17 protein-coding genes are annotated in these 22413 nt (G+C 68.8%); 3 read left to right on the top strand and 14 right to left on the bottom strand.

What is annotated here, in order from left to right:
- Nucleotides 1-163: 163 nt before the first annotated feature.
- Both C8E96_RS31315 and C8E96_RS31310 read right to left on the bottom strand, forming a co-directional pair.
- Nucleotides 164-874, bottom strand: coding sequence for a spermine/spermidine synthase domain-containing protein (locus C8E96_RS31315; protein WP_091381054.1), 711 nt, complete (start codon nt 872-874; stop codon nt 164-166).
- Between the two features lie 24 nt (nt 875-898).
- Entirely contained in the window at nt 899-1519 is a 621-nt protein-coding gene (locus C8E96_RS31310; RefSeq protein WP_407642689.1) for a TetR/AcrR family transcriptional regulator, read from the bottom strand.
- Nucleotides 1520-1634: 115 nt separating this feature from the next.
- Here C8E96_RS31310 and C8E96_RS31305 point away from each other — a divergent pair, with 115 nt between their 5' ends.
- Nucleotides 1635-2852 (top strand): lipase family protein, encoded by a 1218-nt coding sequence (locus C8E96_RS31305; RefSeq protein WP_091381049.1) that lies wholly within the window; start codon nt 1635-1637, stop codon nt 2850-2852.
- Between the two features lie 91 nt (nt 2853-2943).
- On the top strand, nt 2944-4593 hold the full coding sequence (locus C8E96_RS31300; RefSeq protein WP_091381047.1) for an AMP-dependent synthetase/ligase: 1650 nt from the start codon (nt 2944-2946) through the stop codon (nt 4591-4593).
- Here C8E96_RS31300 and C8E96_RS31295 read toward each other — a convergent pair whose 3' ends face one another.
- From C8E96_RS31295 to C8E96_RS31270, 6 genes are read right to left on the bottom strand one after another with little or no spacing between them, the layout of a single operon-like run.
- Nucleotides 4594-5394 carry a transporter substrate-binding domain-containing protein gene (locus C8E96_RS31295; protein WP_091381045.1) on the bottom strand — a complete coding sequence of 267 codons (801 nt, stop codon included), beginning with the start codon at nt 5392-5394 and terminating at the stop codon, nt 4594-4596.
- Nucleotides 5387-6001, bottom strand: coding sequence for a hypothetical protein (locus C8E96_RS31290; RefSeq protein WP_133794921.1), 615 nt, complete (start codon nt 5999-6001; stop codon nt 5387-5389). Before C8E96_RS31290 ends, C8E96_RS31295 begins: the two co-directional genes overlap by 8 nt.
- Nucleotides 6002-6042: 41 nt before the next feature.
- Nucleotides 6043-7002: a carbohydrate ABC transporter permease gene (locus tag C8E96_RS31285; RefSeq protein ID WP_228770131.1), complete on the bottom strand. Its 960-nt coding sequence runs from the start codon at nt 7000-7002 to the stop codon at nt 6043-6045.
- Nucleotides 7002-8015 carry an ABC transporter ATP-binding protein gene (locus C8E96_RS31280; protein WP_091381041.1) on the bottom strand — a complete coding sequence of 338 codons (1014 nt, stop codon included), beginning with the start codon at nt 8013-8015 and terminating at the stop codon, nt 7002-7004. Before C8E96_RS31280 ends, C8E96_RS31285 begins: the two co-directional genes overlap by 1 nt.
- The gene (locus C8E96_RS31275) at nt 8012-9241 is read right to left on the bottom strand and encodes an ABC transporter substrate-binding protein (protein ID WP_267463846.1); all 1230 of its coding nucleotides are present in this window, start codon (nt 9239-9241) and stop codon (nt 8012-8014) included. Before C8E96_RS31275 ends, C8E96_RS31280 begins: the two co-directional genes overlap by 4 nt.
- Entirely contained in the window at nt 9198-10142 is a 945-nt protein-coding gene (locus C8E96_RS31270; RefSeq protein ID WP_228770130.1) for a carbohydrate ABC transporter permease, read from the bottom strand. The genes C8E96_RS31275 and C8E96_RS31270 overlap by 44 nt, the downstream gene beginning before the upstream one ends.
- Before the next feature lie 245 nt (nt 10143-10387).
- Between C8E96_RS31270 and C8E96_RS33795 the strand changes: the two genes are divergently transcribed.
- Nucleotides 10388-13273 (top strand): VPS10 domain-containing protein, encoded by a 2886-nt coding sequence (locus C8E96_RS33795; protein ID WP_133794919.1) that lies wholly within the window; start codon nt 10388-10390, stop codon nt 13271-13273.
- A gap of 45 nt (nt 13274-13318) precedes the next feature.
- Here C8E96_RS33795 and C8E96_RS31260 read toward each other — a convergent pair whose 3' ends face one another.
- From C8E96_RS31260 to C8E96_RS31235, 6 genes are all read right to left on the bottom strand, one after another.
- Entirely contained in the window at nt 13319-14086 is a 768-nt protein-coding gene (locus tag C8E96_RS31260; protein ID WP_091381035.1) for an alpha/beta fold hydrolase, read from the bottom strand.
- Nucleotides 14087-14109: 23 nt separating this feature from the next.
- A complete protein-coding gene (locus tag C8E96_RS31255) occupies nt 14110-14451 on the bottom strand; it encodes a nitroreductase/quinone reductase family protein (protein ID WP_091381032.1) in 342 nt (113 codons plus the stop codon).
- 324 nt (nt 14452-14775) lie between these two features.
- Nucleotides 14776-16974: a 1,4-alpha-glucan branching protein GlgB gene (gene glgB, locus C8E96_RS31250; protein ID WP_091381030.1), complete on the bottom strand. Its 2199-nt coding sequence runs from the start codon at nt 16972-16974 to the stop codon at nt 14776-14778.
- Complete coding sequence (locus C8E96_RS31245) at nt 16971-18311, bottom strand: maltokinase N-terminal cap-like domain-containing protein (protein ID WP_091381430.1); 1341 nt, start codon at nt 18309-18311, stop codon at nt 16971-16973. The genes glgB and C8E96_RS31245 overlap by 4 nt, the downstream gene beginning before the upstream one ends.
- A gap of 11 nt (nt 18312-18322) precedes the next feature.
- On the bottom strand, nt 18323-20038 hold the full coding sequence (gene treS / locus C8E96_RS31240) for a maltose alpha-D-glucosyltransferase (protein ID WP_091381028.1): 1716 nt from the start codon (nt 20036-20038) through the stop codon (nt 18323-18325).
- On the bottom strand, nt 20028-22046 hold the full coding sequence (locus tag C8E96_RS31235) for an alpha-1,4-glucan--maltose-1-phosphate maltosyltransferase (protein WP_091381026.1): 2019 nt from the start codon (nt 22044-22046) through the stop codon (nt 20028-20030). Before C8E96_RS31235 ends, treS begins: the two co-directional genes overlap by 11 nt.
- Between the last annotated feature and the right edge of the window lie 367 nt (nt 22047-22413).

Below are 22413 nucleotides of genomic sequence, written 5' to 3'. Positions count from 1 at the left end.
GCCTTGATTTGGGGACCCCGGAAATGGGCCTGCGCGGGTAAAGCGGGCAGGGTGAAGAAACTGCCCCGCGCCGCGAGAGTTTAGGCCCATTTCACCCCAAATCAAGGCGAACCACCCAAACAGGCAGGTGGTGCTGGCCCGTTGCGTTCTGGTGGGTTCGGGCTTATTTGGCGGTCGTCGCAACGTAGACAGTGGCAGTGGCTTCGCGTTCCTGTAGCGGGTTGGCGAATTTTACGATCTCCGCTTTGACGTTCGTGAAGCTCTGCTCCAGCGCTGCCACGTACTCGGTGTCCGGTGGGTCGTTCGACCAGAGGCCGAACACTCCGCCAGGCCTGAGTAGGTCTGCCAGCCTTGCTATTCCCTCTGGTTCGTAGAAGTCCGCGTTGCTCGGGTGTAGCAGGTGTCGTGGTGAGTGATCGATGTCAACGATGATCGCGTCGAACTTTTGGTCCAAAGGGGACTCTTTCGGGTCGCGCACCATCGCGAAGAAGTCGCCGTGTACCAAAGTGCACCGGGGGTCGGCGGTCAGTGTTGTTCCCGCCGGGATCAGTCCTTGTTCGTGCCACTCGATCACCTCGCCGAGTGCGTCGATCACCGCCAGCGACCGCACCCGTGGGTCTTCCAGCACCGTCAGTGCCGTGTAGCCGAGCCCGAGACCGCCGACGGCCACGTCGAAGTCTGTGCCGCTGAGTTCTGCGAGCGCGTGTCGGGCGACTTCCTCCTCGGCGACGGTGAACAGGCTTGACATCAGGAACTCGTCGTTGAGTTTGATCTCGAAGACGTCCTTCTCGAACGTGCGGTCCCACCGCCTGCGCAGCATCAGTTCGCCGAGCGGCGTCTGGCGCCAGTCCAGTTCCTGGAAGCTCTTACCCATCCCGGCAGGGTACGGCCACTGTGGTCACACCGGACGGGTGATGGCCGCGAGCATCAGGCCCCTGATCTCAGTGGCGATCTCGTCGGCCGCCAGGGGTGGAGTGTGTGCCTGCCATTCGCGGAGCAAACCGGTGATGGCGCCGACCAGCGCGATGGCGGTCAGGCGGTAGTCGCGGTCGGGGGCGACGCCCTGTTCTGCCGCGTGGCGGGCTTCGGACTCGATGAACTTCGCCCAGTGGGTCAGCCACTCCCGGTGCTGTCGCTCCATGTCCACGCTGACGCCGACCGCCTCGACGTAGGCGAGCTTGGGCAGTCTCGGGTCGGCCGTCACGCTCGCGACGAAAGTGTCGAGGAGGGTGGAGACCCGGGTGACCACGTCGGCGTCGGCGATGGTGTCGAGGACGGCGGTGACTCGGCGCAGGGCCTCGGCGTTGATCCGGCGGTGCAGGGCCAGCAGTAGCTGTTCCTTGGCCTGGAACTCCTCGTAGAAGTTGCGGGTGGATACGCCTGCCACCGTGCACAAGTCGACGATCTTGGTCTGCTGGTAGCCGCGCGCGGTGAACAGGTCCAGTGCTGCCAGCAGCAGCCGCTCGCGGCGTTCGGCCTTGCGCTGTCCGCCCTCGACGCCCGCGTAGGCGCGTTTCACCCGGGTCATGGCGACTCCCGTTCATCCGGCGGACACAAAGTGGTAATCGGGGTTGTCACTGTACTCGGCCGGTTCTACATTCCGGAAATCAAGCTTTCCACTTTCCGGAGGCAGCATGGCCCGCCGAACCGCTTTGATCACCTCTCTCGCCGCGTTGGCGCTGGTGGCGGGAGGTGTCGCTCCCGTCGTGCACGCCGCCGAGGAGTTGCCCGTTCCGTCGCAGGACCCCTTCTACACCGCCCCCGACCCGCTTCCGGCAGGCGCGCCCGGCGACGTGATCCGCAGCCGCAAGGTCGACTGGCACCCCGAGCCGTTCCGCATCCTTCCGGCGCCGGTCAAGGCGTACCAGGTGCTGCACCGCTCGACCTCGGCCACCGGGACGCCGAACGCCGTCTCCGCCACCGTGCTCGTGCCGCCGACGGCCTGGACCGGGACCGGGCCGCGTCCGCTGATCGCCTACGCCATGGGAACCCAGGGCATGGCCGACGAATGCGCGCCTTCCTACCACCTGCGTGAGGGCACCGAGGTCGAGATCGCGTTCCTGGCCCAGGCGCTGTTCAAGGGCTGGGCGGTCGCGGTCACCGACTACGAAGGTCTCGGCACGCCTGGTACCCACACGTACGCGGTGGGCCAGTCCGAAGGGCGCGCGCTGCTCGACACCGCCCGGGCCGCCACCCGGCTGCCGGAGGCGCAGCTGTCGCCGAACGCCCCCATCGGTGCATTCGGCTACTCGCAGGGCGGCCAAGCGGCGGCCTGGGCAGGCGAACTGCAGGCCACGTACGCCCCTGAGCTGAAGCTGGTCGGGATCGCGGAAGGCGGTGTGCCGTCGGACCTCAACGAGGTCGCCGCGTTCAACAACGGCGGGCCGGGCTCCGGCCTGGTCGTCGCCGCGGCCATCGGGTACTCGACCGCGTACCCCGAGCTGCCGTTCGCCGAGCACCTGAACCAGCGCGGCAAGGACGTCACGGAGAAGGTGCGCAACTCGTGTGTCGCGCAGCTGGCGCTCACCGCGCCGTTCACCCGGCTCAACGACCTCACCACGACGCCCGACCTGATCAACCACCCGGCTTGGCAGGCCCGGCTGGTCGAGAACAAGCTCGGCACGGTGAAGCCCGCGGCACCGGTCTACCTCTACCACGGGACCGTCGACGAGCTGATTCCCTACGCGGGAGCCAAGAAGCTGCGTGACCGCTACTGCGCGGTGGGCGCGGACCTGCAATGGACGCCGATTCCGCTGGCGGGCCACATCGTCGCGATCTCGGCGTGGGGAACCAACGCTCTGAACTGGCTGGGCGACCGATTCGGCGGCAAGGCCACCAAGTCGTCCTGCTAGTTCCCCCGGGGGCGGTGGTCGCGGTGGTGGGTGTGCTGGGCGTCCACCACCGCGGCCGCCTTCGTCCACAACAGACTGAAGGAGTGCGCACATGCCGGACACCGACACCCGTCCCGCCACCCTCGGCGGGCTCGCCGACTGGGCTGGGGCCACCTATGGGCCGCTGCCCGCGCTGCGCTACCGCGCGGCGGGCCAGTGGGTCGAGCGGACCTACGCCGAACTGGCCGCGGAAGTCCGCGCGGTCGCCGCCGGGCTGGCCGCCGAAGGGGTGGTCCAGGGCGATCGGGTCGCCCTCCTCGCCGAGACGCGTCCCGAGTGGACGGTCTGCGACCTGGCCATCGCGTCACTCGGCGCGGTGTCGGTGCCGGTGTATCCCACCAACTCCGCCGAGGAGTGCGCCTGGGTCATCGGTGACTCCGGTGCCACGACGGTGATCTGTGAGCAGGCCGAGCACCTCGACCGGATCGACGCGGTGCGCGAGCGGCTGCCGCTGCTGCGCACGGTCATCGTGATCGATGTCGTCGAACGGCCCGGTGTGTCCACTTTGGATGACGTCATCGCCCGCAGCGGGACGGTCGGCGAGGTCGAGGTGGACCCGGACACGGCCAACACCATCGTCTACACCTCGGGAACGACCGGCCCACCGAAGGGCTGCGTGCTCACCCACCGCAACTGGCGCGCCTCGCTCGACGCGATCGAACAGCGGACCACGCTCAGCGAGGGCGACACGATCTACCTGTATCTGCCGCTGGCGCACCTGTTCGCCCGGATGGTCCAGCTGACCACCTTCGAGTGCGGCGCCACCCTGGTGTACTTCGGCGGTGACATCAGTGCGGTCGTCGGGGAGCTGATGGAGGTCCAGCCCACCCACCTGCCGTCGGTGCCGCGACTGTTCGAGAAGGCCTACGGCATGGTGCGCGACCAGATCGAGCGGTCCGGGACCACCACGGAGCAGGCTCAAGAGCTGGTGCGCTCCGCGCTGGGCGGGCGCATCCGCGAAGCCCTCACCGGTGCGGCGCCGATCGCTCCGGAGATCCTGGAGTTCTTCGCGGGCAGCGGAATCCCCATCTACGAGGCGTACGGCATGACCGAGTCCACCGCCCTGATCTCCGCGAACTCCCCGGGCGAGGTCCGCTACGGCAGCGTCGGCAAGCCCCTGCCCGGCATCACCGTCCGCATCGCCGACGACGGCGAGGTCCTGGTCGCGGGCGACAACGTCTTCCCCGGCTACCACCACAACGCCGACGCCACCGCCCAAACCCTCATCGACGGCTGGCTGCACACCGGCGACCTCGGCCGGGTCGACGAGGACGGCTACCTGTTCATCACCGGGCGCAAGAAGGACATCATCATCACCGCCGGCGGGAAGAACCTGACCCCGGCCAACCTGGAGAACGACCTGCGCCAGTCCCGCTGGGTCGCGAACGCGGTCATGATCGGCGACCGCAGGCCGTACCCGGTCGCCCTCATCACCCTCGACCCCGACGAGACCTCCCGCTGGGCCACCGAGAACGCCGTCGACGGCGACCCCGCGGCCCACCCGGAGATCCGCCGGATCATCGAGGACCTGCTGGCGGCGGCCAACGAGAACTACGCGCCCCCGGAACGCATCCGCGACTTCGCCATCCTCCCGGCCGACTTCTCCGTGGCCACCGGCGAACTCACGCCCACCCTCAAAATCCGCCGCGCGGTCATTCAGGAGCACTATCAGGACGTGATCGACCAGCTCTACCTCAAGTAGTCAGCAGGGGTTCATCTTGTTCACGTTCGGCTTGTGCCCGGCGGTAGGGACGTTCGGCAGATTGGAGGCGAAGAACCTTTCCCAGTAGCCGTCGTTCAGGAAGGTCTTGAGTTTCGCGGTGACGGCCTCGCACTTGGCCTTGTCGCCCTTGGGCAGGCCGATGCCGTAGCGCTCCTGTTGGCCGAAGGTGATGTCCGGGATCACATACGTGTCGGAGTCGACCTGCTGGAGGCCGTAGAGGATCAGCTGGTCGGTGGTGATCGCGTCGACCTGGTTGGCGTGCAGGGCAAGGCGGCACTGCTCGTAGACCTCCTTCTCCGCGAGGGACACGGGGAAGCCGAGCTCACGCGCCTGCTTGGCCGACGTCGAGCCTGCCGTGACACACAGGGTCTTGCCGCTCAGGTCGGACAGCGTGCGGTACTTGTCCTTGTCGTCGGTCCGCACCATGACACCTTGCTGGCTGAGCAGGTACGGACCGGCGAAGCCGACCAACTCCTTGCGATCGTCGGTGATCGAGTACGTGGCCACCACCATCCCGACCGTGCCGCGCCCCAGTTCGGCCTCGCGGTCCCGTGCGAGGACCACCACCGGGACGGGGGTGAACCCGAGACGCTCGCCGAGCCAGTTGGACAGGTCGTGGTCGAACCCGCTGCGGTTGCCCGCACTGTCACCGACGCCCAGACCGGGAGAACTGGGTGCCACGCCGACGTTCACGGTCTTGCCGAACAGCGGCTCGTCCGCCTGCGCCCCGCATCCGACCAGCGCCAGGACGAGCAGGACCGCGGTGGTGCGTCTAATCATGGAGGACCGCCTCGCCCAGGTAGAGGTTCACCGCACAGTTGGTGTTGCCGGAGTCGTAATGCAGCGTGATCCTGACTTCGGCCTTCTTGACCACGCCCGCCAGCGAAAGGTCGACTTCCCGACCGGGTTCGGCCGATGTCGACGGCTGCGGGCGCCCGTCGAGCACCGGCGTGTACTCCAGGGTCGCCGTCTGCTCGCAGTCGCCGGTCTTGTTGACGTTGTCCAAAGTCGCGGACATGGTGAGGCGGCCGCGTTCGGGCGGGCTCCCCGGAACCGGCACCAGCACGTGGTAACCGTCCTTCCAGGTCCCTCCTTCGCCGTCCGGGAAGTCGACCGGCAGGTCCCGGGTGTTCTGCCAGGCCGCATACAGCACACCGGTCCCGCCGAGTGCGGCGATCACGATGGCGCCGACCACCGACAGCTTCCGCCACGGGATGGCGCCCTTGCCCTTGAGCGGAATCGTCGACAGGGCATAGATGAGGACCGCCAGCGGCAGCGCCAACGCGCTCGCGAGCTGCCCGGCCCGGTCAAGGTCGAGCAGCAGCAGCGGTGCCATGGACGCCGCCAGCAGCACCACCAGGAAGATCCATAATCGGCCATGGGTCACGATCGGTCATCGAGCAACCGCGCGGAGTCGTTACGGTCTGATCACCAGTCATAGCGCGACCGATATCGCCGGATCAGTCGCCACTGCAGGAACACCGCGATCCCGGTGCACACCAGCATGACCAGGGTCGCGGCGGCGGCGTAGCCGTAGCGGAGGTACTCGAAGGCGTTGCGGTAGACGAAGAGTGGCAGGTAGGTGGTCGCGTACGGTGGTGGGCCGCCGTCGGTCACCACCAGGGCGGGAACGAAGGAGAACTGGAAGCTCAGGATCGTGTCCCGCAGCAGGAGCAGCCCGAGCACCGGCGCCATCAGCGGCAGCGTCACCCGGCGGAACACCTGGAATCCGGTGGCTCCTTCGATCGCCGCGAGTTCGTACACGTGCGGGGGCAGCGCCCGGCGGGTGATCAGCAGGACGACGAACGTCTCCCCGATGGTGAACAGGCTCATGAGCACGATCCCGGCCCTGGCGTCGGCCGGGTCGGTCAGCCAGTTCGGGATCGAGTCGGGCTCGGCGAACAGCCGCAGGAGTTGGTTGACCGGCCCATACATCGGATTGAGCAACCACAGCCACAGCAGGCCGTACGCGACCTCGGGCACCGCGGACGGCAGGGTGACGGTCGTCCGGGCTGTTCCGACCCCCGGCGCGCGCCGGTGCAGCAGCAGTGCCAGCCCCAGGGCGATCAGCAGCCGCAGCGGCACCGCGACGGCGGCGAAGCCCAGCGAGTTGCGCAGCGCCTCGTGGAACGCCGTGCTCGCCGCCAGTTCGACGAAGTTGTCGAACCCGATCCACCGCACGGTCTCGATCAGGTCGTAGTCGGCGAACGCGAGCGCGAACGTGACCAGCGCCGGCCCGATCACCAGCACCGTCAGACCCAGCAGGAACGGCGCCAGCATGAGTGCGAGCTGCACCTTGCGGGACCGCAGGAATCCGGCAGGCTTCCGGGCGGGTTCGGGGGTGTCGACGACCAAGGCGTCGGCCGGCTCGGTCTCCGTGGACAGCATCAGCCGACCCGGCTGCCGTCGGCGTCGAACACGTGCAGGTCGGCGGCGTCCGCGCGGGCGACCACCCGTGCCCCGATCTCGGGCCGCGTGGTCGCGGGCACCCGAGCCACGAGCGCGTGGCCCTCGATCCGCAGCCGCACCCAGGCGTCCTCACCGATCACCTCCGCGCCGGTGACCGTCGCCGCCAAGCCATCGCCGGAGGTGTCGAGCCGCAGGGACTCCGGGCGAACGCCGACCTGCTGCCCCGCAACGGCCCCAGGCACCCGCCACGGACCGTCGCCGGGCAGGAAGTTCATGGCAGGCGACCCGACGAACCCGGCCACGAACGCCGTCGCGGGCCGCCGCCAGATCTCGTCCGGGGTGCCGACCTGCTCGATCCGGCCGTCGCGCAGGACCGCGACCCGGTCGCCGATGGCCAGCGCCTCGGTCTGGTCGTGGGTCACGTGCACCATGGTCGCCCCGACCCGGTCGTGCAGCGCCCGCAGCTCGGTGCGGGTCCGCACCCGCAGTTCGGCGTCCAAATTGGACAGTGGTTCGTCCAGGAGGAACAGGGCGGGCTCACGCACCAGCGCCCGGGCCAGCGCGACCCGTTGGCGCTCGCCACCGGAGAGCTGCTCGGGCCGCCGGTCGAGCACCTTCTCGCAGCCCACCATGGCCGCGGCCACCTCGGTGCGGCGCCGCACCTCGCGCTTGCCCATGCCGCGGACCTGGAGTCCGAAACCGATGTTGTCGGCCACGCTGAGGTGTGGGAACAGCGCGAACGCCTGGAACACCATCGACACGTCCCGCTGACCAGGGCTCAGCGCGGTCACGTCCCGCCCGTCGATCCGCACCGCGCCCGCCGACACCGGGTGCAGCCCGGCGATCACCCGCAGGAGGGTCGACTTGCCCGCACCGGACGGGCCGAGCAGCACCAGCAGCTCACCTTTCGGCACCGTCAGGTCGATTCCGCGCAGCACCTCGGCTTTGCCGTGCGCCGCGTGGACGCCGACCAGCTCCAGCCCGGCCGTCATCTGCCGCGCTCGAACAGGGACCGGGTCTGCTCGTCGAGCTGACGGGCGACCTCGCGTGGCGCGTGGCCGTAGTACAGGGCGTTCTCCAGGATGCCGTTGGCGACATCCTCGATCTCCGGCCACGTCGACACCGCGGGCGTGGCGCGGATAGCCGGGATGGAGTCGAGGAACACCTGTGCGCTGCGCGGCGGCTTCGTCGGGTCGAGGAACGCGGGGGACCGGGACACCTCGACGGAGGACGGAACGGTCCGCCCGGTCTCGGCCATGATCGAGGCGCCCTCCTTGCCCAGCGCGAACTCCACGAACCGCCACGCGCCTGCCTTGTTCGTCGAGCCCTTGGTGACGCAGTAGGCGTCGCTGTGCAGGACGGTGGCCTGCGTGCGGTGCACGGGCAGCGGCGCCACGTCCCACTCGAAGCCGGTGATCTTTCGGAACGTGGTGGTGGAGCGGCGCGACGACATCAGCATGCCGAGTCCGCCCGCGGCGAACCGGGCCTCGTCGTCCTGGCTCTCCACTTCTTGATCTGTCGGGACCACACCGTGTTTCCCACGCAGATCGATGAATTCCGACAATGCCTCGATCGCGGGTTCGTCCAACGCGAATCGCGTCGGCCTTTTCTCGTCGTCCACAAGAGTGCCGCCATTGGACCAAATGAACGGCGCCAGTCGGATGATTTCCGGCGAAAGGCCCAGGCCGTAGGAAACCGGCGGTGGACCGGTCGGCACGGGCGTGCCGGGCGTGGCGTCGGGGTCCGCGCCCTTGACGACGTCCCCATTGGCGTCGCGGGTGAGCGCGGCCGCGGTGGCCACCATGTCGTGCCAGCCCCAGCCCGCCTTCGGCTCGGCGACGCCGTGCTTCGCGAACAGCGCCTTGTTGTAGTACACGACCAGGCTGGACATGTTCTGCGGCATGCAGAGCTGCTTGCCGTCGACCTGGAAGGCCGACAGCGCCTGGGGATAGAAGTCGCGGGCGTGGATCGCGGTCGAGCGTTCCAGCAGGTCGTGTGCCGGTTCGATGGCGTTGCGCTTCGCGAACTGGCCGTAGAAGCGGTAGTTCATCAGGAAGAGGTCCGGTGGCTTGCCGCCCGCGATCGACGTCGAGAGCCGGGTGATCAGGTCCTTGCGGTCGCTCGCCTCGATCAGCCGCAGGTCCGCGCCGGGCACCGCCTTCTCATACGCCGCCTCAAGCTTGCGGTAGGCGGCGAGTTCGTGCGGGTCGCCGAACACCAGCAGGCTCACCTCGCCCGCCGGACCGGGGTCGCCCGCGCTCGACGCGCAGCCCGTCGCCACCAGCGCCGCGGCCGCAAACCCGGCCAGGGCCCGCACCAACCTCATCCTTCGTCCTTCCTGAGTCGCAAACCTCGTTGCGCGACGGCGAAACCAGCAACGCGGGGGCGGTGGCCAGCACCGCGCCCGCGAGGAACACCGGGAAGTCACTCGGGTCGAGCGTCGCCAGCGACCGCAGCGCCAGCGGCAGGGTGAACGTGTCGCGTTCGTAGAGGAACACCAGCGGGTCGAGGAAGTTCGACCAGGTGAGCACGAACGTCAGCGCGGCGACACCGGCGGTCACCGGGCGCACCAACGGCATCCCGACCCGCCACCACACGCGCAGCGGCGACATGTCCTCCAGCCTGCACGCGTCGTACAGCTCGCTCGGCACCGCGCGGAACGCCAGGTAGTAAACCAGTGGGTACAGCGGGGAAGTGGCGATCAGAGCGGGCGCGACCAGCGGCGCGAGCGTGCCGGTCAGGTCCAGCGCGCGGAACAGCGCGAACCGGGGGACCAGCAGGGAGATCGCCGGCACCATCAGCGCCACCAGGGACAACGCGATGACCGGCCGGGCCACCCGCGGCGCTACCTGGCTCAGCGCGAACCCGGCGGTAGCCGCGACCAGCACGCTCAGTGGCACCGCGATCACGCACACCAGCACCGAGTTCAGCGTTGCCTGGGCCAACGCGCCGAGCGCGGTCGCCTCCGTGTACCCCTTGGTGGACAGCGGGTCCGGCACCAGGTCCGGGGTCAGCGGCGGCGGCCCGCCCGGCTCGTGCAGCGACCCCGACAGCAGCAGGACCAGCGACGCGCCGAACACCAGCGTCACGGCGACCGCGCCGAGCGACCTGGTGTTCATCGCCGATGCCGCTCCTGACAACGAAAGAAGGACGCGGCGCGTCCGTGGCCGGTGGAACCGTGACACACGATCGGCGTTAACACAATGGAAGACCGGCAATAATCAGAATGCCGGATTGGTCGGTTTGGTCCTATCCAACATCACCTCCCTTGCCTCAGCATGACGCCCGGCGTCTCTGCAACGCCGTATCGCGAGGGAAGGTCGTCATGAAGCGGTCCAGAAGTGCGCTCGCACTGTTAATGGGAATGGGAATAATTGCTCTGCCCGCCGCGGCCACGCCGAACGAGGCGGACCGGGTGATCGGCGTGATGGCGGTCGAGGCGGACGCCGCGGGACCCGCGGGCGCGGACGAGTGGTTCGCCCGCCAGCGGCTGTTCCCGGACCCCACGGTCGACCTGGCAAGCAACCTTTCGCGCGCGCGTGGGCACGCGAAGAACCTCCAAGCCGGTCACGAGCGGGGCGCCCTGCAAGCCGCCGCCTCGTGGCAGTCGCTCGGCCCCGGCCTCGGCGGCCGCGTCTCCGACATCGCGCCCGACCCGACCCGGGCCAACACGATCTACGCGGGCGCCGCGTCCGGCGGCCTGTGGAAGAGCACCGACGGCGGCGTGACCTTCGCCTACTCGTGGGGTCGCGACCTGCCCCAGGGGGTCGGCGCGGTGGCTGTCGCACCCAACGGCACGATCTACGTCGGCACCGGTGAGGGCAACCCGGGCTCGGCGTCGTACTCCTTCCCCGGCAACGGGGTCTACAAGTCGACCGACGGCGGCGCCACCTGGACGGCGCTCGGCCTGACCGGCACCGACCGCATCGGCCGCATCGCCGTCGACCCGAACAACTCCAACCGCGTCTTCGTCGCCGCCGCGGGCAAGCTCTACCAGCCGGGCGGCGAACGCGGTGTCTACCGAACCACCGACGGCGGGGCGACCTGGACGCAGGTCCTCGCGGGCGCCAACACGACCACCGGCGCCATCGACGTCTCGATCAACCCGGCCGACTCCAACGCGATCTACACCGCCATGTGGGACCACACCCGCACCCCCGCGGGCCGGGTCTACGGCGGCACCGGCTCCGGCATCCACCGCTCCACCGACGGCGGCGCCACCTGGACCCGCCTCGCGGGCGGGCTCCCGGCGTCGAGCAGCAACCTGGGCCGGATGGGCGTCGCGGTCGCCAAGAGCGACCCGAACCGGATGTACGTCATCGCCGCGGACACCCCCGGCAACTTCCTCGGCTTCTGGACCTCCACCGACCGCGGCGTCACCTGGACGAAGATCACCAGCACCTCGTCGCTGAGCAGCTCGCAGTCGAGCTACGGCTGGTGGTTCGGCCGGATCTTCGTCGACCCCACGGCGTCGCAGCACATCTGGGTCCCGGGCGTGCCGATGCTGGAGTCCTCCAACGCGGGCGGCAGCTGGACCAGCAACGGCTCTTCGTTCCACGTCGACCAGCACTCGGTCGCGTTCGACCCGTCAGTGGCCAACAAGGTCTACATCGGCAACGACGGCGGCGTCTACCGCTCCACGCAGAACGGCTCGCTCGGCGGCACCTGGACCAAGAGCCAGAACCTGTCGAACATGCAGTTCTACTCGGTCGGCGTCTCCCAGCAGGACCCCACCAGGATCAACGGCGGCTTGCAGGACAACGGTTCCGTGCGTTCGTGGGCGGGCTGGGGCGAGTACTACGGCGGTGACGGTCTGGCGAACGTGATCGACCCGACCAACCACCTCAAGGTCTACGCCTGCTCGCAGAACGGCAGCTGCGCCCGGTCGACCAACGGTGGCAACTCGATGTCGGCGTTCGGCTCGACCACATCGAGCAGGCGCAACTGGTTCACCCCCGTCGTGCTCGACCCGACCAACCCGGCGATCGTGTACTACGCCGGAGACCGGGTGAACCGCTCGACCAACTCGGCCGGGACCTTCAGCGTCATCAGCCCGACCCTGACCACCACGACATGGGGCACGGTCAGCGCGATCGGCGTGTCCAAGTCCGACGCCCGGGTGATCTACGCGGGCACCGACGACGGAAAGCTGTGGGTCACCCGCAACACCGGCACCACGTGGACCGACATCACCGCGGGCCTGCCCACCAGGTACGTCACCCGGGTGACCGTCGACCCCACCGACGCCAACCTCGCCTACATCGCCCTTTCCAGCTACCGCAACGGCTCCAGCGTCGCGCAGCTGTTCAAGACCACCGATGGCGGCGCGACCTACACCCCGATCTCGGGCAACCTGCCCGACGCCCCGGTCAACGACATCGTCCTGGACCCGCAGAACCGCAACATCCTGTACACGGGAACAGATGTCGGCGCCTTCACCTCGACCAACGGCGGCGCGAACTGGGCGCCGATCGGCACCAACCTGCCGGTGGTGCCGGTGACGGACCTGGAGACCTCGGTGTCCTCGGGCCAGACCGTGCTGACGGCGGCCACCTACGGCCTCGGCATCTACCAGATCCGACCCACTTCCACCCCGAGCAACGACTTCTCGCTCTCGGCGTCCCCGGCCACCGCCACGGTGAACCAGGGCGCGTCCGCGACGACCACGGTCAGCACCGCGGTGGTCTCGGGCACGGCGGAATCGGTGACGCTCAGCGCCAGCGGTCTCCCCGCGGGCGCCACGGCGTCGTTCAGCCCGGCGTCGGTCACCGCGGGCAACTCGTCCACCGCGACGATCGCCACCTCGGCGTCCACCCCGGCGGGCACCTACACGGTGACCATCACCGGAGCGGCCACCTCGGCCACCCGGAGCACCACGTTCACCTTGACGGTGAACACCGTCGGCGGCGGCTGCACGAACACCAACGGCACCGACGTGGCCATCCCGGACAACACCACGGTGAACTCGACGATCGCGATGTCCGGCTGCACCGGCAACGCGTCGGCGACGTCCACAGTGGAAGTCCACATCAAACACACCTACATCGGTGACCTGGTGGTGTCCCTGATCGCACCGGACGGCACCGCGTACGTCCTGCACAACCGCACCGGAAGCGGCACGCACAACATCGACAAGACCTACACCGTCAATCTGTCCAACGAAGTCCGCAACGGCACCTGGACCCTGCGGGTCCAAGACGCGGCAAACGCGGACACAGGCGTCCTGGACACCTGGACCCTGACCCTGTGACGAAAGCCCGTGGCCCGCACCTCGTGCGGGCCACGGGCTTTCGCGTCAGTCCACCGAGGCGAGGGCCTCGAGCAGGATCTCGGCCACCAGGGTCGGGTGCGAGGTCAGCGTCATGTGACCGGCACCGGGCACCATGACCACCTTCGTTTGGGCACAGGCTTCGAGCGTCGACCGCTCGTCGTCGGTCAAACCCACGTCGTCCTTCTCACCGAACACCAGCCATGCGGGCACGCCGCTCGCGCAGAGCGGCCCCGCGCCCTGCCCGTCCAGGTGCTCCAGGTACGCGCGGACCTGACGCCGGTTGACCCGCGGATCGTTCCGCCGGATCTCGGCGGCCAGCGTCGCATGGCGTTCCGGGGAGACCTCTTTCTTCAGCGCTGGCTCCAAAGCCTTGAGCGCCGCGATGTAGGGCAGATGCCCCAACACCTTCCCGAGCTGGTTCAACACCCGAAGGGGCATCGCCGCGTCGCCGCGGGACAGGCTCGGTGCGAGTAGCACCAGCGGACCGGTGAATCCGGCCGACACAGCCATCTCCATGGCGACGTTGGCCCCGAAGCTGTGGCCCACCACCGCGTCGCAGCCATGTTCCGCGGCCAGGCCCGCGGCGAGCCTGGCGTAGTTCTCGAGGCCGAGATCCTCGGGCGGGGGAGTGCCACCGAAACCCGGCAGGGTCGCGGCGACCAAGCGGACCCCGGTGAGACTCGGTTCGGCCATCAGATCCTGATAGAAGGCCGCGGTGCACATCCCACCCGGCAGCAACAACACAGAGTGCGCCGCGTCGATGGGGCCGGACTCCACGATTTCCCAGTTCATGCGCTCTTCTTAGCAGGTCGCGCTCAGGGTTCGAGATCGATGCGGATGGTCAGGAGGTCGGTGCCGACGATGCGGACCGTGCGCTGGTTGACCTGGTGTGGGAGCTGCTTGGAACGGGCACGGGCGTCGTCCTCGGGGAGGACGTGGGCGGTGCCTTCGCGCCAGGTGCGTCCCACTTTGACTCGCACTCGGGGGTTGGCGATGAGGTTTCGCACGTAGTCGGCTTTGCGGCCGTGTTCGGCGACGATCCAGAAGGTGTCGCCGATGGTGCCGTTGGTTACGGGGATCTGGCGTGGTTTCCGGGTTTTACGGCCTGTTGTTTCGAGGATGGCTGTGGATGGGGGGAGGATGTCTCGCTTGGCCATCGCTCGGACGAGGGGGTTGAGGATTCGGCGTTGGAAGGCTCGGACTAGGACGTATTTGATTCGGTTTGCCACGACGTCCTTTCTACCTTGCTTCTACCTCGTCGTGCTTGCGGACGTTTGGCTTGGGGTGCCTGGGGCGGCTTGGGGCTTGGGGTGCCTGTTTGGGTGGTTCGCCTTGATTCGGGGACCCCTCGAAATGGGGCTGCGCGGGCAAAGAGGGTGGGGAGGTGAAACCCACCCGCGCCGAAAGTTTAGCCCCATTTCCCCCGAATCAAGGCGAACCACCCAAACAGGCCGTTCTGTTGGGCCCCTTGCGTTTAGTGCCTAGTCGGTCGGTGCCAGCCAGATCACGCCTGATGGGGGAAGTGAGAGTTCTGTTGAGTGCTGGCGGCCGTGGCACTCGATCGTTTCCACCTTGATCTCCGGGTTGATTACCCCGGATCCGCCATAGGTTATGTCATCGGTGTTCAGTACCTCGTGCCACTGTCCGCCCGTTGGGAGGCCAATGCGGTAGTTGTGGTGGGGGATTCCGGCGAAGTTCGCCACGCACACCAGGACCGAGCCGTCTGTGCCGATGCGGGCGAAGGACAGGACATTGCCCTTGTAGTCATCCGCCGCGATCCAGGAGAAGCCTTCTGGGGTTCCGTCCACGCTGTAAAGCGCTTGCGTGTCCCGATAAGTCTGGTTCAGGTCAGTCACCAGCCGCGACAGGCCCGCGTGGTGGGGGGAGTCCAGGAGGGGCCACTCAAGGGACGCTTCCACCGACCACTCGCCGGTCTGGCCGAATTCCCCGCCCATGAACAGGAGTTGCTTGCCGGGGTGTGCCCACATGAAGCCGTACAGCGCCCGCAATCCCGCAGCCTTGTTCCACTCATCGCCCGGCATTCGGTTCCACAAAGAGCCCTTGCCGTGCACCACTTCGTCGTGCGAGAGCGGGAGCATGAAGTTCTCGCTGAAAGCGTAGAGCAGCGAGAAGGTCATTTCGTCGTGGTGGTGGGAGCGGTACATCGGGTCGTGGGCCAGATACCTGAGGGTGTCGTGCATCCAGCCCATATTCCATTTGAAGCCGAACCCCAACCCGCCCAGGTGGGTCGGCCGCGTGACGCCCGGCCAGGAGGTCGACTCCTCCGCCACCATCATGATTCCGGGGTGGTTCTTATAGGCCGTCGCGTTGAGTTCCTGGAGGAAGCTGACCGCGTCGAGGTTTTCCCGGCCACCATGTTCATTCGGGTACCACTGGCCGTCTTCGCGGGAGTAGTCCAAGTACAGCATCGAGGCGACCGCGTCGACCCGGAGTCCGTCCACATGGAACTCTTCGAGCCAGAACAGGGCGTTGGCGACCAGGAAGTTGCGGACCTCGGGCCTGCCGAAGTCGAAGATCAGCGTTCCCCAGTCCGGGTGTTCGCCGCGTCGGGGGTCGGCGTGTTCGTAGAGCGTGCTGCCGTCGAACCGGGCCAGGGCCCACTCGTCGCGCGGGAAGTGGGCGGGGACCCAGTCGACCAGGACCCCGATGCCCAGGGCGTGCAGGTGGTCGACGAAGTAGCGGAAGTCGTCCGGCGACCCGAAGCGTGGGGTGGGCGCGTAGTACGAAGTGACCTGGTAGCCCCACGACCCGATGAACGGGTGCCCGGCCACCGGCATCAGCTGCACATGGGTGAACCCGTGCCGCGAGACGTACTCGCCGAGTTCCGTCGCCAGTTCCCGGTAGGACAACCCGGGCCGCCACGATCCCAAGTGGACCTCGTACACACTGACCGGCTCCGAGGACCACTCCGTCGCCGCCCGCCGGGCCATCCACTCGTCGTCGTGCCACTGGTGCACCGACTGGAAGACCACCGACGCTGTCGCGCGCGGGACCTCGGTGGCGAACGCCATCGGGTCGGCCTTCTCATGCCAGTTCCCGTCGGCGCCCAGGATGCGGAACTTGTAGCGGGTTCCCGGGCCGACGCCGGGCACGAACAGCTCCCACACGCCCGAGGAACCCAGTGACCGCAGGGGTGTCGCCTGCCCGTCCCAGTGGTCGAAGTCGCCGGTGACCCGCACGCCGCGAGCCGTCGGCGCCCACACGGCGAACGACGTTCCCTCGACCGGCCCCGCCGCCGTGTCGAACCGCCGGGGATGCGCGCCGAGCACCTCCCACAGCCGCTCGTGCCTGCCCTCGCCGATGAGGTGCAGGTCGAACTCGCCCACCGTGGGCAGCCACCGGTACGGGTCGTCGACCTCGACGGTGCTCTCCGGGTACACCACCGCCAGGCGGTAGTCCTCGAGCACCAGCGGGACCACCCCGGCGAACACCCCGCCCAGATCGCGAAGCCGGTACGTCGCCTCCTCGGTGAGCACGCGCACCTCACGAGCGCCGGGGCGCAGCACCCGAACAGCGGTGCCTTCGGCGACCGGGTGCGGCCCGAGCACCGAATGCGGGTCGTGGTGCGCGCCCGCCAGGAGTCTGCCCAGGTCGTCGGCGGACAGCGGCGCCGCCGCGGTGTCGATCGTGAGGTGGACGTTGGCCAGGGCTTTGGTCATGGCGCGGTTCCTAGGAGTCGATCGACGGCGGCGAGCGGAATCCCGACCCAGGTGGGCCGGTGGGTGCGCTCGTAGGCCACCTCGTACACGGCCTTATCCAACTCGAACGCGGCGAGCAGGGCGGAGTCGGCCCGTGGATCTTCGGCCAAATCCGCGTAACCATCGCAGAACGCGGTCCGGTTGCGCTCGGTCCACAGCCGGGCCTGCTCGTGCAGGCCACCGGCGGGACCACAGCCCACCAGGAGGTGGTTGGCCGCGTAGTCGAACGACCGCAGCATCCCCGCCACATCCCGCAGCGGCGAGCACGGCGTCTCCCGGTCCTGCCTCGACGCGGCGGGCTCGCCCTCGAAGTCGATCACCACCCACCGCGCCGGGGTGCGCAACGCCTGCCCCAGGTGCAGGTCCGCGTGGATTCGCTGCACCCGCATCGGACCGCGCGCGCTGCCGACCTGGTCGTACACCGCCCGGATGTCGGCCTCGTGCCGCGCCAACTCCGGGGCGCGGGTCAGCGCGCGGTCGAGCCTGCGGTGCATGGTGGCGGCGAGTTCGGTCGCGTGCACGGAATCGGTGACCGTCTCCCCGAGCGCGGTCCGCAGATCCGCGTGCAGGGCGGCCACCGTCTGTCCCAACCGGTACGACTCGGCCGCGAAGTCCCCGCCGACCCGGGCCGCGTCGCCGCCCGTGCCCGCGAGTAGGTCTCGCACGCTCGCCGTGGCCATCGGCCAGCCGTCGGCCGCGGCGGGCAGGAACTCCTGCAGGAACGCCAGATCCGTGTCGACCCCGAGCAGTGGCGCCCGGAGTCCGCCCAGCGGGGTGGCGATGTGCTCGGAGTCCACCGAGTGCAGCGCCCGGTGCAGGCTGACGTCCGGGTTGTCGCCGGGGGAGACGCGGCGGAACAGCTTGAGGATGTACTGCTGGCCGTAGACGACCGAGGTGTTGCTCTGCTCGGCCAGCACCGGCCGCGGCCGCAGGTCCGGGTCGAGCCGCACCCCCGGTTCCGGGGTGAACCGCAGCTCGCCGACCTCGCGTTCGGCCGCGATCAGCCCCAGCAGCAGGCTGAGCGCCTCCGCGTCGTGCACCGCGTCGTAGACGGCCATGCCGTCGTGGCGGCCGATCGCGGCGTGCGCGAGCTGCTCCGGCAGGCTCGGCCGCAGCCCCAGCAACAGTTGGTAGTGCTGGGTTTCCGCGTCCAAGTCGACGGCCACCACCGCGTGCACCAGCATCGGGTCGGCGTCGCGCAGCACGTGTTCCCGCACGGTGCTCACCCGCTGGATCACGCTGTCCTTCGCGGCGAACCACCGCTGCGCGGGCAGCCAGTCGCGGAGGAGGTCCGCCATGGCGTCCACTGTCACGATCCGTCCCCGCGTTCGATCTCGGCCAGCTGGAACCAGTAGAACCCGTGCCCGGGCAGCGTGAGCAGGTACGGCAGCTCGCCGATGGGCGGGAACTGCACGCACCCGGTCAGCTCGACCGGGGTGTGCCCGGCGAACTCCGAGAGGTCGAGCTCCACCGGCTGCGGGAACCGGGACAGGTTGTTCACGCACATGACCAGGTCCTCGGTGCCGTCCTCGCGGCGGTGCCTGCGCAGGTACGCCAGGATCGTCGGGTTCGACGCGCCCAGTTCGATGAACTCGCCCAGTCCGAACGCGGTGTGCCGGGTGCGGACCTGCAGCATCCGCCGCGTCCAGTGCAGCAGCGAGGACGTGTTGCCCATCTGCGACTCGATGTTGACGCCCTGGTACCCGTACACCGGGTCCGCGATCGTCGGCAGGTAGAGGCGCGCCGGGTCGCAGCGGGAGAAACCGGCGTTGCGGTCCGGCGACCACTGCATCGGCGTGCGGACGGCGTCGCGGTCGCCGAGCCAGATGTTGTCGCCCATGCCGATCTCGTCGCCGTAGTACAGAACCGGCGACCCCGGCAGCGACAACAGCATCGCGGTGAACAGCTCCTGCTGGTCGCGATCGTTGTCCAGCAGCGGCGCCAGCCTGCGCCGGATGCCGATGTTCGCCTTCATCCGCGGGTCGGTCGCGTACTCGGCGTACATGTAGTCGCGCTCGTCGTCGGTGACCATCTCCAGGGTCAGCTCGTCGTGGTTGCGCAGGAAGATCCCCCACTGGCACCCGTCCGGGATCGCCGGGGTCTGCGCCAGGATCTCCGAGATCGGGAACCGCGACTCCCGGCGCACCGCCATGAAAATCCTTGGCATCAGCGGAAAGTGGAACGCCATGTGGCACTCGTCGCCGCCGACCGTCTTGTCGCCGAAGTACTCGACCACGTCCGCAGGCCACTGGTTCGCCTCGGCCAGCAGCACCGTGCCGGGGTACTCGTCGTCGACGACCTTGCGGCACGTGCGGAGGAAGTCGTGCGTGGGCTTGAGGTTCTCGCAGTTGGTGCCCTCCTGCTCGAACAGGTAGGGCACGGCGTCGAGCCGGAAGCCGTCGATGCCCAGGTCGAGCCAGAACCGCAGGACGTCGATCATCGCCTCGGCGACGGCCGGGTTCTCGTAGTTCAGGTCCGGCTGGTGGGAGAAGAACCGGTGCCAGTAGAACTGCCCGCGCACCGGGTCGAAGGTCCAGTTGGACGTCTCCGTGTCGACGAAGATGATCCGCGCGTCGGAGTAGCCCTCGTCGGTGTCGGCCCACACATAGAAGTCGCCGTACGGGCCCGTGGGGTCGCGGCGCGACTCCTGAAACCAGTGGTGGGCGTCGGAAGTGTGGTTCAACACGAGGTCGGTGATCACCCGCATCCCGCGCGAGTGCGCCTGGTCGAGCAGGTACACGAAGTCCTCGACGGTCCCGAATTCGGGCAGCACCCGGTGGAAGTCGCTGATGTCGTACCCGCCGTCACGCAGCGGTGAGTCGTAGAACGGCGGCAGCCACAGGCAGTCGACACCGAGCCAGGCCAGGTAGTCGAGTTTGTCGGCGAGGCCGCGCAGGTCGCCGGTGCCGTCGCCGTTGGAGTCGCTGAACGCGCGGACCAACACTTCGTAGAAGACCGCGCTCTTGAACCATTCGGGTTCTGGTGCCACGGACCGTGCGCGCCGGGGGTGGGCATCAGTGCCCATGGGTCCTCCTGGGGATCGAGACGATGTGCGCGACCGCCCGTCGCGGGTCGAGCCGCACGTAGTTGGTGTCCGACCACTGCCAGCGCTGCCCGGAGACCAGGTCCACGACGGCGAACCGGTCGGGGAGTCCAAGGTCGGCCAGGGGCAGGCGCAGCGTGCCCTCGTGGGGCTGGTGGGGGTCGAGGGTGACGATCACGACCACGGTGTCGCCGGTGGCCGGGTCGACCTTGCTGTAGGCCAGCAGCGAGTCGTCGTCGAGGTCGTGGAACCGCAGCGTGCGCAGCTGCTGCAGCGCCGGGTGCGCGCGGCGGATCGCGTTGAGCGCGCCCAGCCACGGCTCCAGCGAGCGGTGCCGGGCGAGCGCGCCCTCGAAGTCGCGTGGCCGCAGCTCGTACTTCTCCGAGTCGAGGTACTCCTCGCTGCCCTCACGCACGGCTTCGTGCTCGTAGAGCTCGAATCCCGAGTAGACACCCCAGGTCGGCGCCAGGGTCGCGGCCAGCGTCGCCCGGATCGCGAACATCGCGGGCCCGCCGTGCTGCAGCGACTCGTGGAGGATGTCGGGGGTGTTGACGAACAGGTTCGGCCGGGTCTCGTCGGCGTGGGCGACCAGGTCCTCGCCGAACTCGATCAGCTCGCGCTTCCCGGTCCGCCAGGTGAAGTACGTGTAGGACTGGGTGAAGCCGAGCCGGGCCAGGCCGTGCAGGCGGGCGGGCCGGGTGAACGCCTCAGCCAGGAACAGCACGTCCGGGTAGGTGCGCTTGACCCGCGCGATCAGCCAGTGCCAGAAGTCCGGCGGCTTGGTGTGCGGGTTGTCGACTCGGAAGATCCGCACCCCGCGCTCGATCCAGCCGGTCACCACCTCGAGGATCTCCGCGTAGAGCGTCGCGGGGGCGGTGTCGAAGTCGAGCGGGTAGATGTCCTGGTACTTCTTCGGCGGGTTCTCGGCGTAGGCGATCGTCCCGTCGGGCAGCGTGGTGAACCACTCGGGGTGCTCGGCGACCCAGGGGTGGTCCGGCGCGCACTGCAGAGCCAGGTCGAGGGCGACCTCCATGCCCAGCTCGTCGGCGCGGGCCACAAAGGACTTGAAGTCCACGAGCGTGCCCAGGTCGGGGTGGACCGCGTCGTGGCCGCCGTCGGCCGACCCGATCGCCCAGGGTGACCCGACGTCGCCCGGCTCGGCGTGCACGGAGTTGTTGCGCCCCTTGCGGTTGACCGCGCCGATCGGGTGGATCGGCGGCAGGTACACCACGTCGAACCCCATCGCGGCCACCCGGTCCAGCGCGCGTTCGGCGGTGGCGAACGTTCCGTGCACCGGTGCGCCGTTCTCGTCGACGCCGCCGGTGGAGCGCGGGAAGAACTCGTACCAGGAGCCGAACGCGGCGCGGTCGCGGTCGACCCAGATGTGGTGTGGCGCCCCGGTGGTCAGCAGGTCGCGGATCGGGTTGTCGTACAGCGCCGAGCTGACCGGCTCGTCAAGCGCGAGCCGGATCCGTTCGGCCAGGGGGAGCCCGGTGTCGCGCAGGGCGGCGGCCGCCTCGGTCAGCATCGGCTTGTACGTCACGCCGGGGCGGCGGGCGGCCCGGTCGAGCAGCCGCGCGCCGAGCTCGAGATCGTTCGCCAGCGCGTCCGCGTCCTGGCCGTCGGCGACCTTCGCGGTGACCGCGGACCGCCACGTGGTCCACGGGTCGCTCCACGCCTCGATCTTGAACGACCACAGTCCGACCTGGTCAGGCACGATGGTGGTCACGACCTGGTCCTGGCCCGGCGCGCCCGCGGTCATCCGGGTCCGCCGCCAGCCCCGGTCTTTCGGGCCGCGCCACGCGGCCGTCGCGCCCACCGCGTCGTGGCCTTCGCGCCACACCGTCGCGCTGAGCGGCACGTGCTCGCCCACGACGGCCTTCGACGGGGATTTGCCGCGGCTGACGACCGGGAGGACGTCGTCGATGACGATGCGTTCGGACTTGGGAAGCGTGGATCGGGGGTGAGTCCGGCGACTCTCGGTGCGCACAGTCAGCTCTATTCTTTTCCGATCCGAATTCTTCAGCGCACCGGGTCACGCGATGGTCGGACAATGTCGCCCACTCGGGTACCGGCTGGCAGGGTTTCCGAACGAACGAACAACGGCCCGCGCTTCTCCCGATCGCCTCGGCCGCGCGCGTCCACTGTGGCCAAATGATCTCGGCGGCGAAAGTCGGATCACCCCATCGCGGTCGAGCATCACTGAATCGGGTTAGTCGGATCCGAAGGTCACTGGGTCGCGCAGGAGGTGCAGAGCACGCCGGTCGTGGGCATGCCGCACGTCGGGCAGTCGTGGTCCGGCGCTTCGTAGGGTTCCAAGACCGTCGCGCCGTCGCGTCCCTGCGTCGACCGATCGT

This window comes from Actinokineospora alba (assembly GCF_004362515.1).
Lineage (GTDB): Bacteria > Actinomycetota > Actinomycetes > Mycobacteriales > Pseudonocardiaceae > Actinokineospora > Actinokineospora alba.
This window is presented reverse-complemented; position numbering and strand designations above follow the sequence as displayed.

What these genes read in the sequence shown, in the direction of transcription:
- C8E96_RS31315 (WP_091381054.1), bottom strand. Translation starts at nt 874, where the DNA reads ATGGGTAAGAGCTTCCAGGAACTGGACTGGCGCCAGACGCCGCTCGGC.
- C8E96_RS31305 (WP_091381049.1), top strand. Translation starts at nt 1,635, where the DNA reads ATGGCCCGCCGAACCGCTTTGATCACCTCTCTCGCCGCGTTGGCGCTG.
- C8E96_RS31300 (WP_091381047.1), top strand. Translation starts at nt 2,944, where the DNA reads ATGCCGGACACCGACACCCGTCCCGCCACCCTCGGCGGGCTCGCCGAC.
- C8E96_RS31295 (WP_091381045.1), bottom strand. Translation starts at nt 5,394, where the DNA reads ATGATTAGACGCACCACCGCGGTCCTGCTCGTCCTGGCGCTGGTCGGA.
- C8E96_RS31285 (WP_228770131.1), bottom strand. Translation starts at nt 7,002, where the DNA reads ATGCTGTCCACGGAGACCGAGCCGGCCGACGCCTTGGTCGTCGACACC.
- C8E96_RS31280 (WP_091381041.1), bottom strand. Translation starts at nt 8,015, where the DNA reads ATGACGGCCGGGCTGGAGCTGGTCGGCGTCCACGCGGCGCACGGCAAA.
- C8E96_RS31270 (WP_228770130.1), bottom strand. Translation starts at nt 10,142, where the DNA reads ATGAACACCAGGTCGCTCGGCGCGGTCGCCGTGACGCTGGTGTTCGGC.
- C8E96_RS33795 (WP_133794919.1), top strand. Translation starts at nt 10,388, where the DNA reads ATGGGAATAATTGCTCTGCCCGCCGCGGCCACGCCGAACGAGGCGGAC.
- C8E96_RS31260 (WP_091381035.1), bottom strand. Translation starts at nt 14,086, where the DNA reads ATGAACTGGGAAATCGTGGAGTCCGGCCCCATCGACGCGGCGCACTCT.
- C8E96_RS31255 (WP_091381032.1), bottom strand. Translation starts at nt 14,451, where the DNA reads ATGGCCAAGCGAGACATCCTCCCCCCATCCACAGCCATCCTCGAAACA.
- glgB (WP_091381030.1), bottom strand. Translation starts at nt 16,974, where the DNA reads ATGACCAAAGCCCTGGCCAACGTCCACCTCACGATCGACACCGCGGCG.
- C8E96_RS31245 (WP_091381430.1), bottom strand. Translation starts at nt 18,311, where the DNA reads ATGGCGGACCTCCTCCGCGACTGGCTGCCCGCGCAGCGGTGGTTCGCC.
- treS (WP_091381028.1), bottom strand. Translation starts at nt 20,038, where the DNA reads ATGGGCACTGATGCCCACCCCCGGCGCGCACGGTCCGTGGCACCAGAA.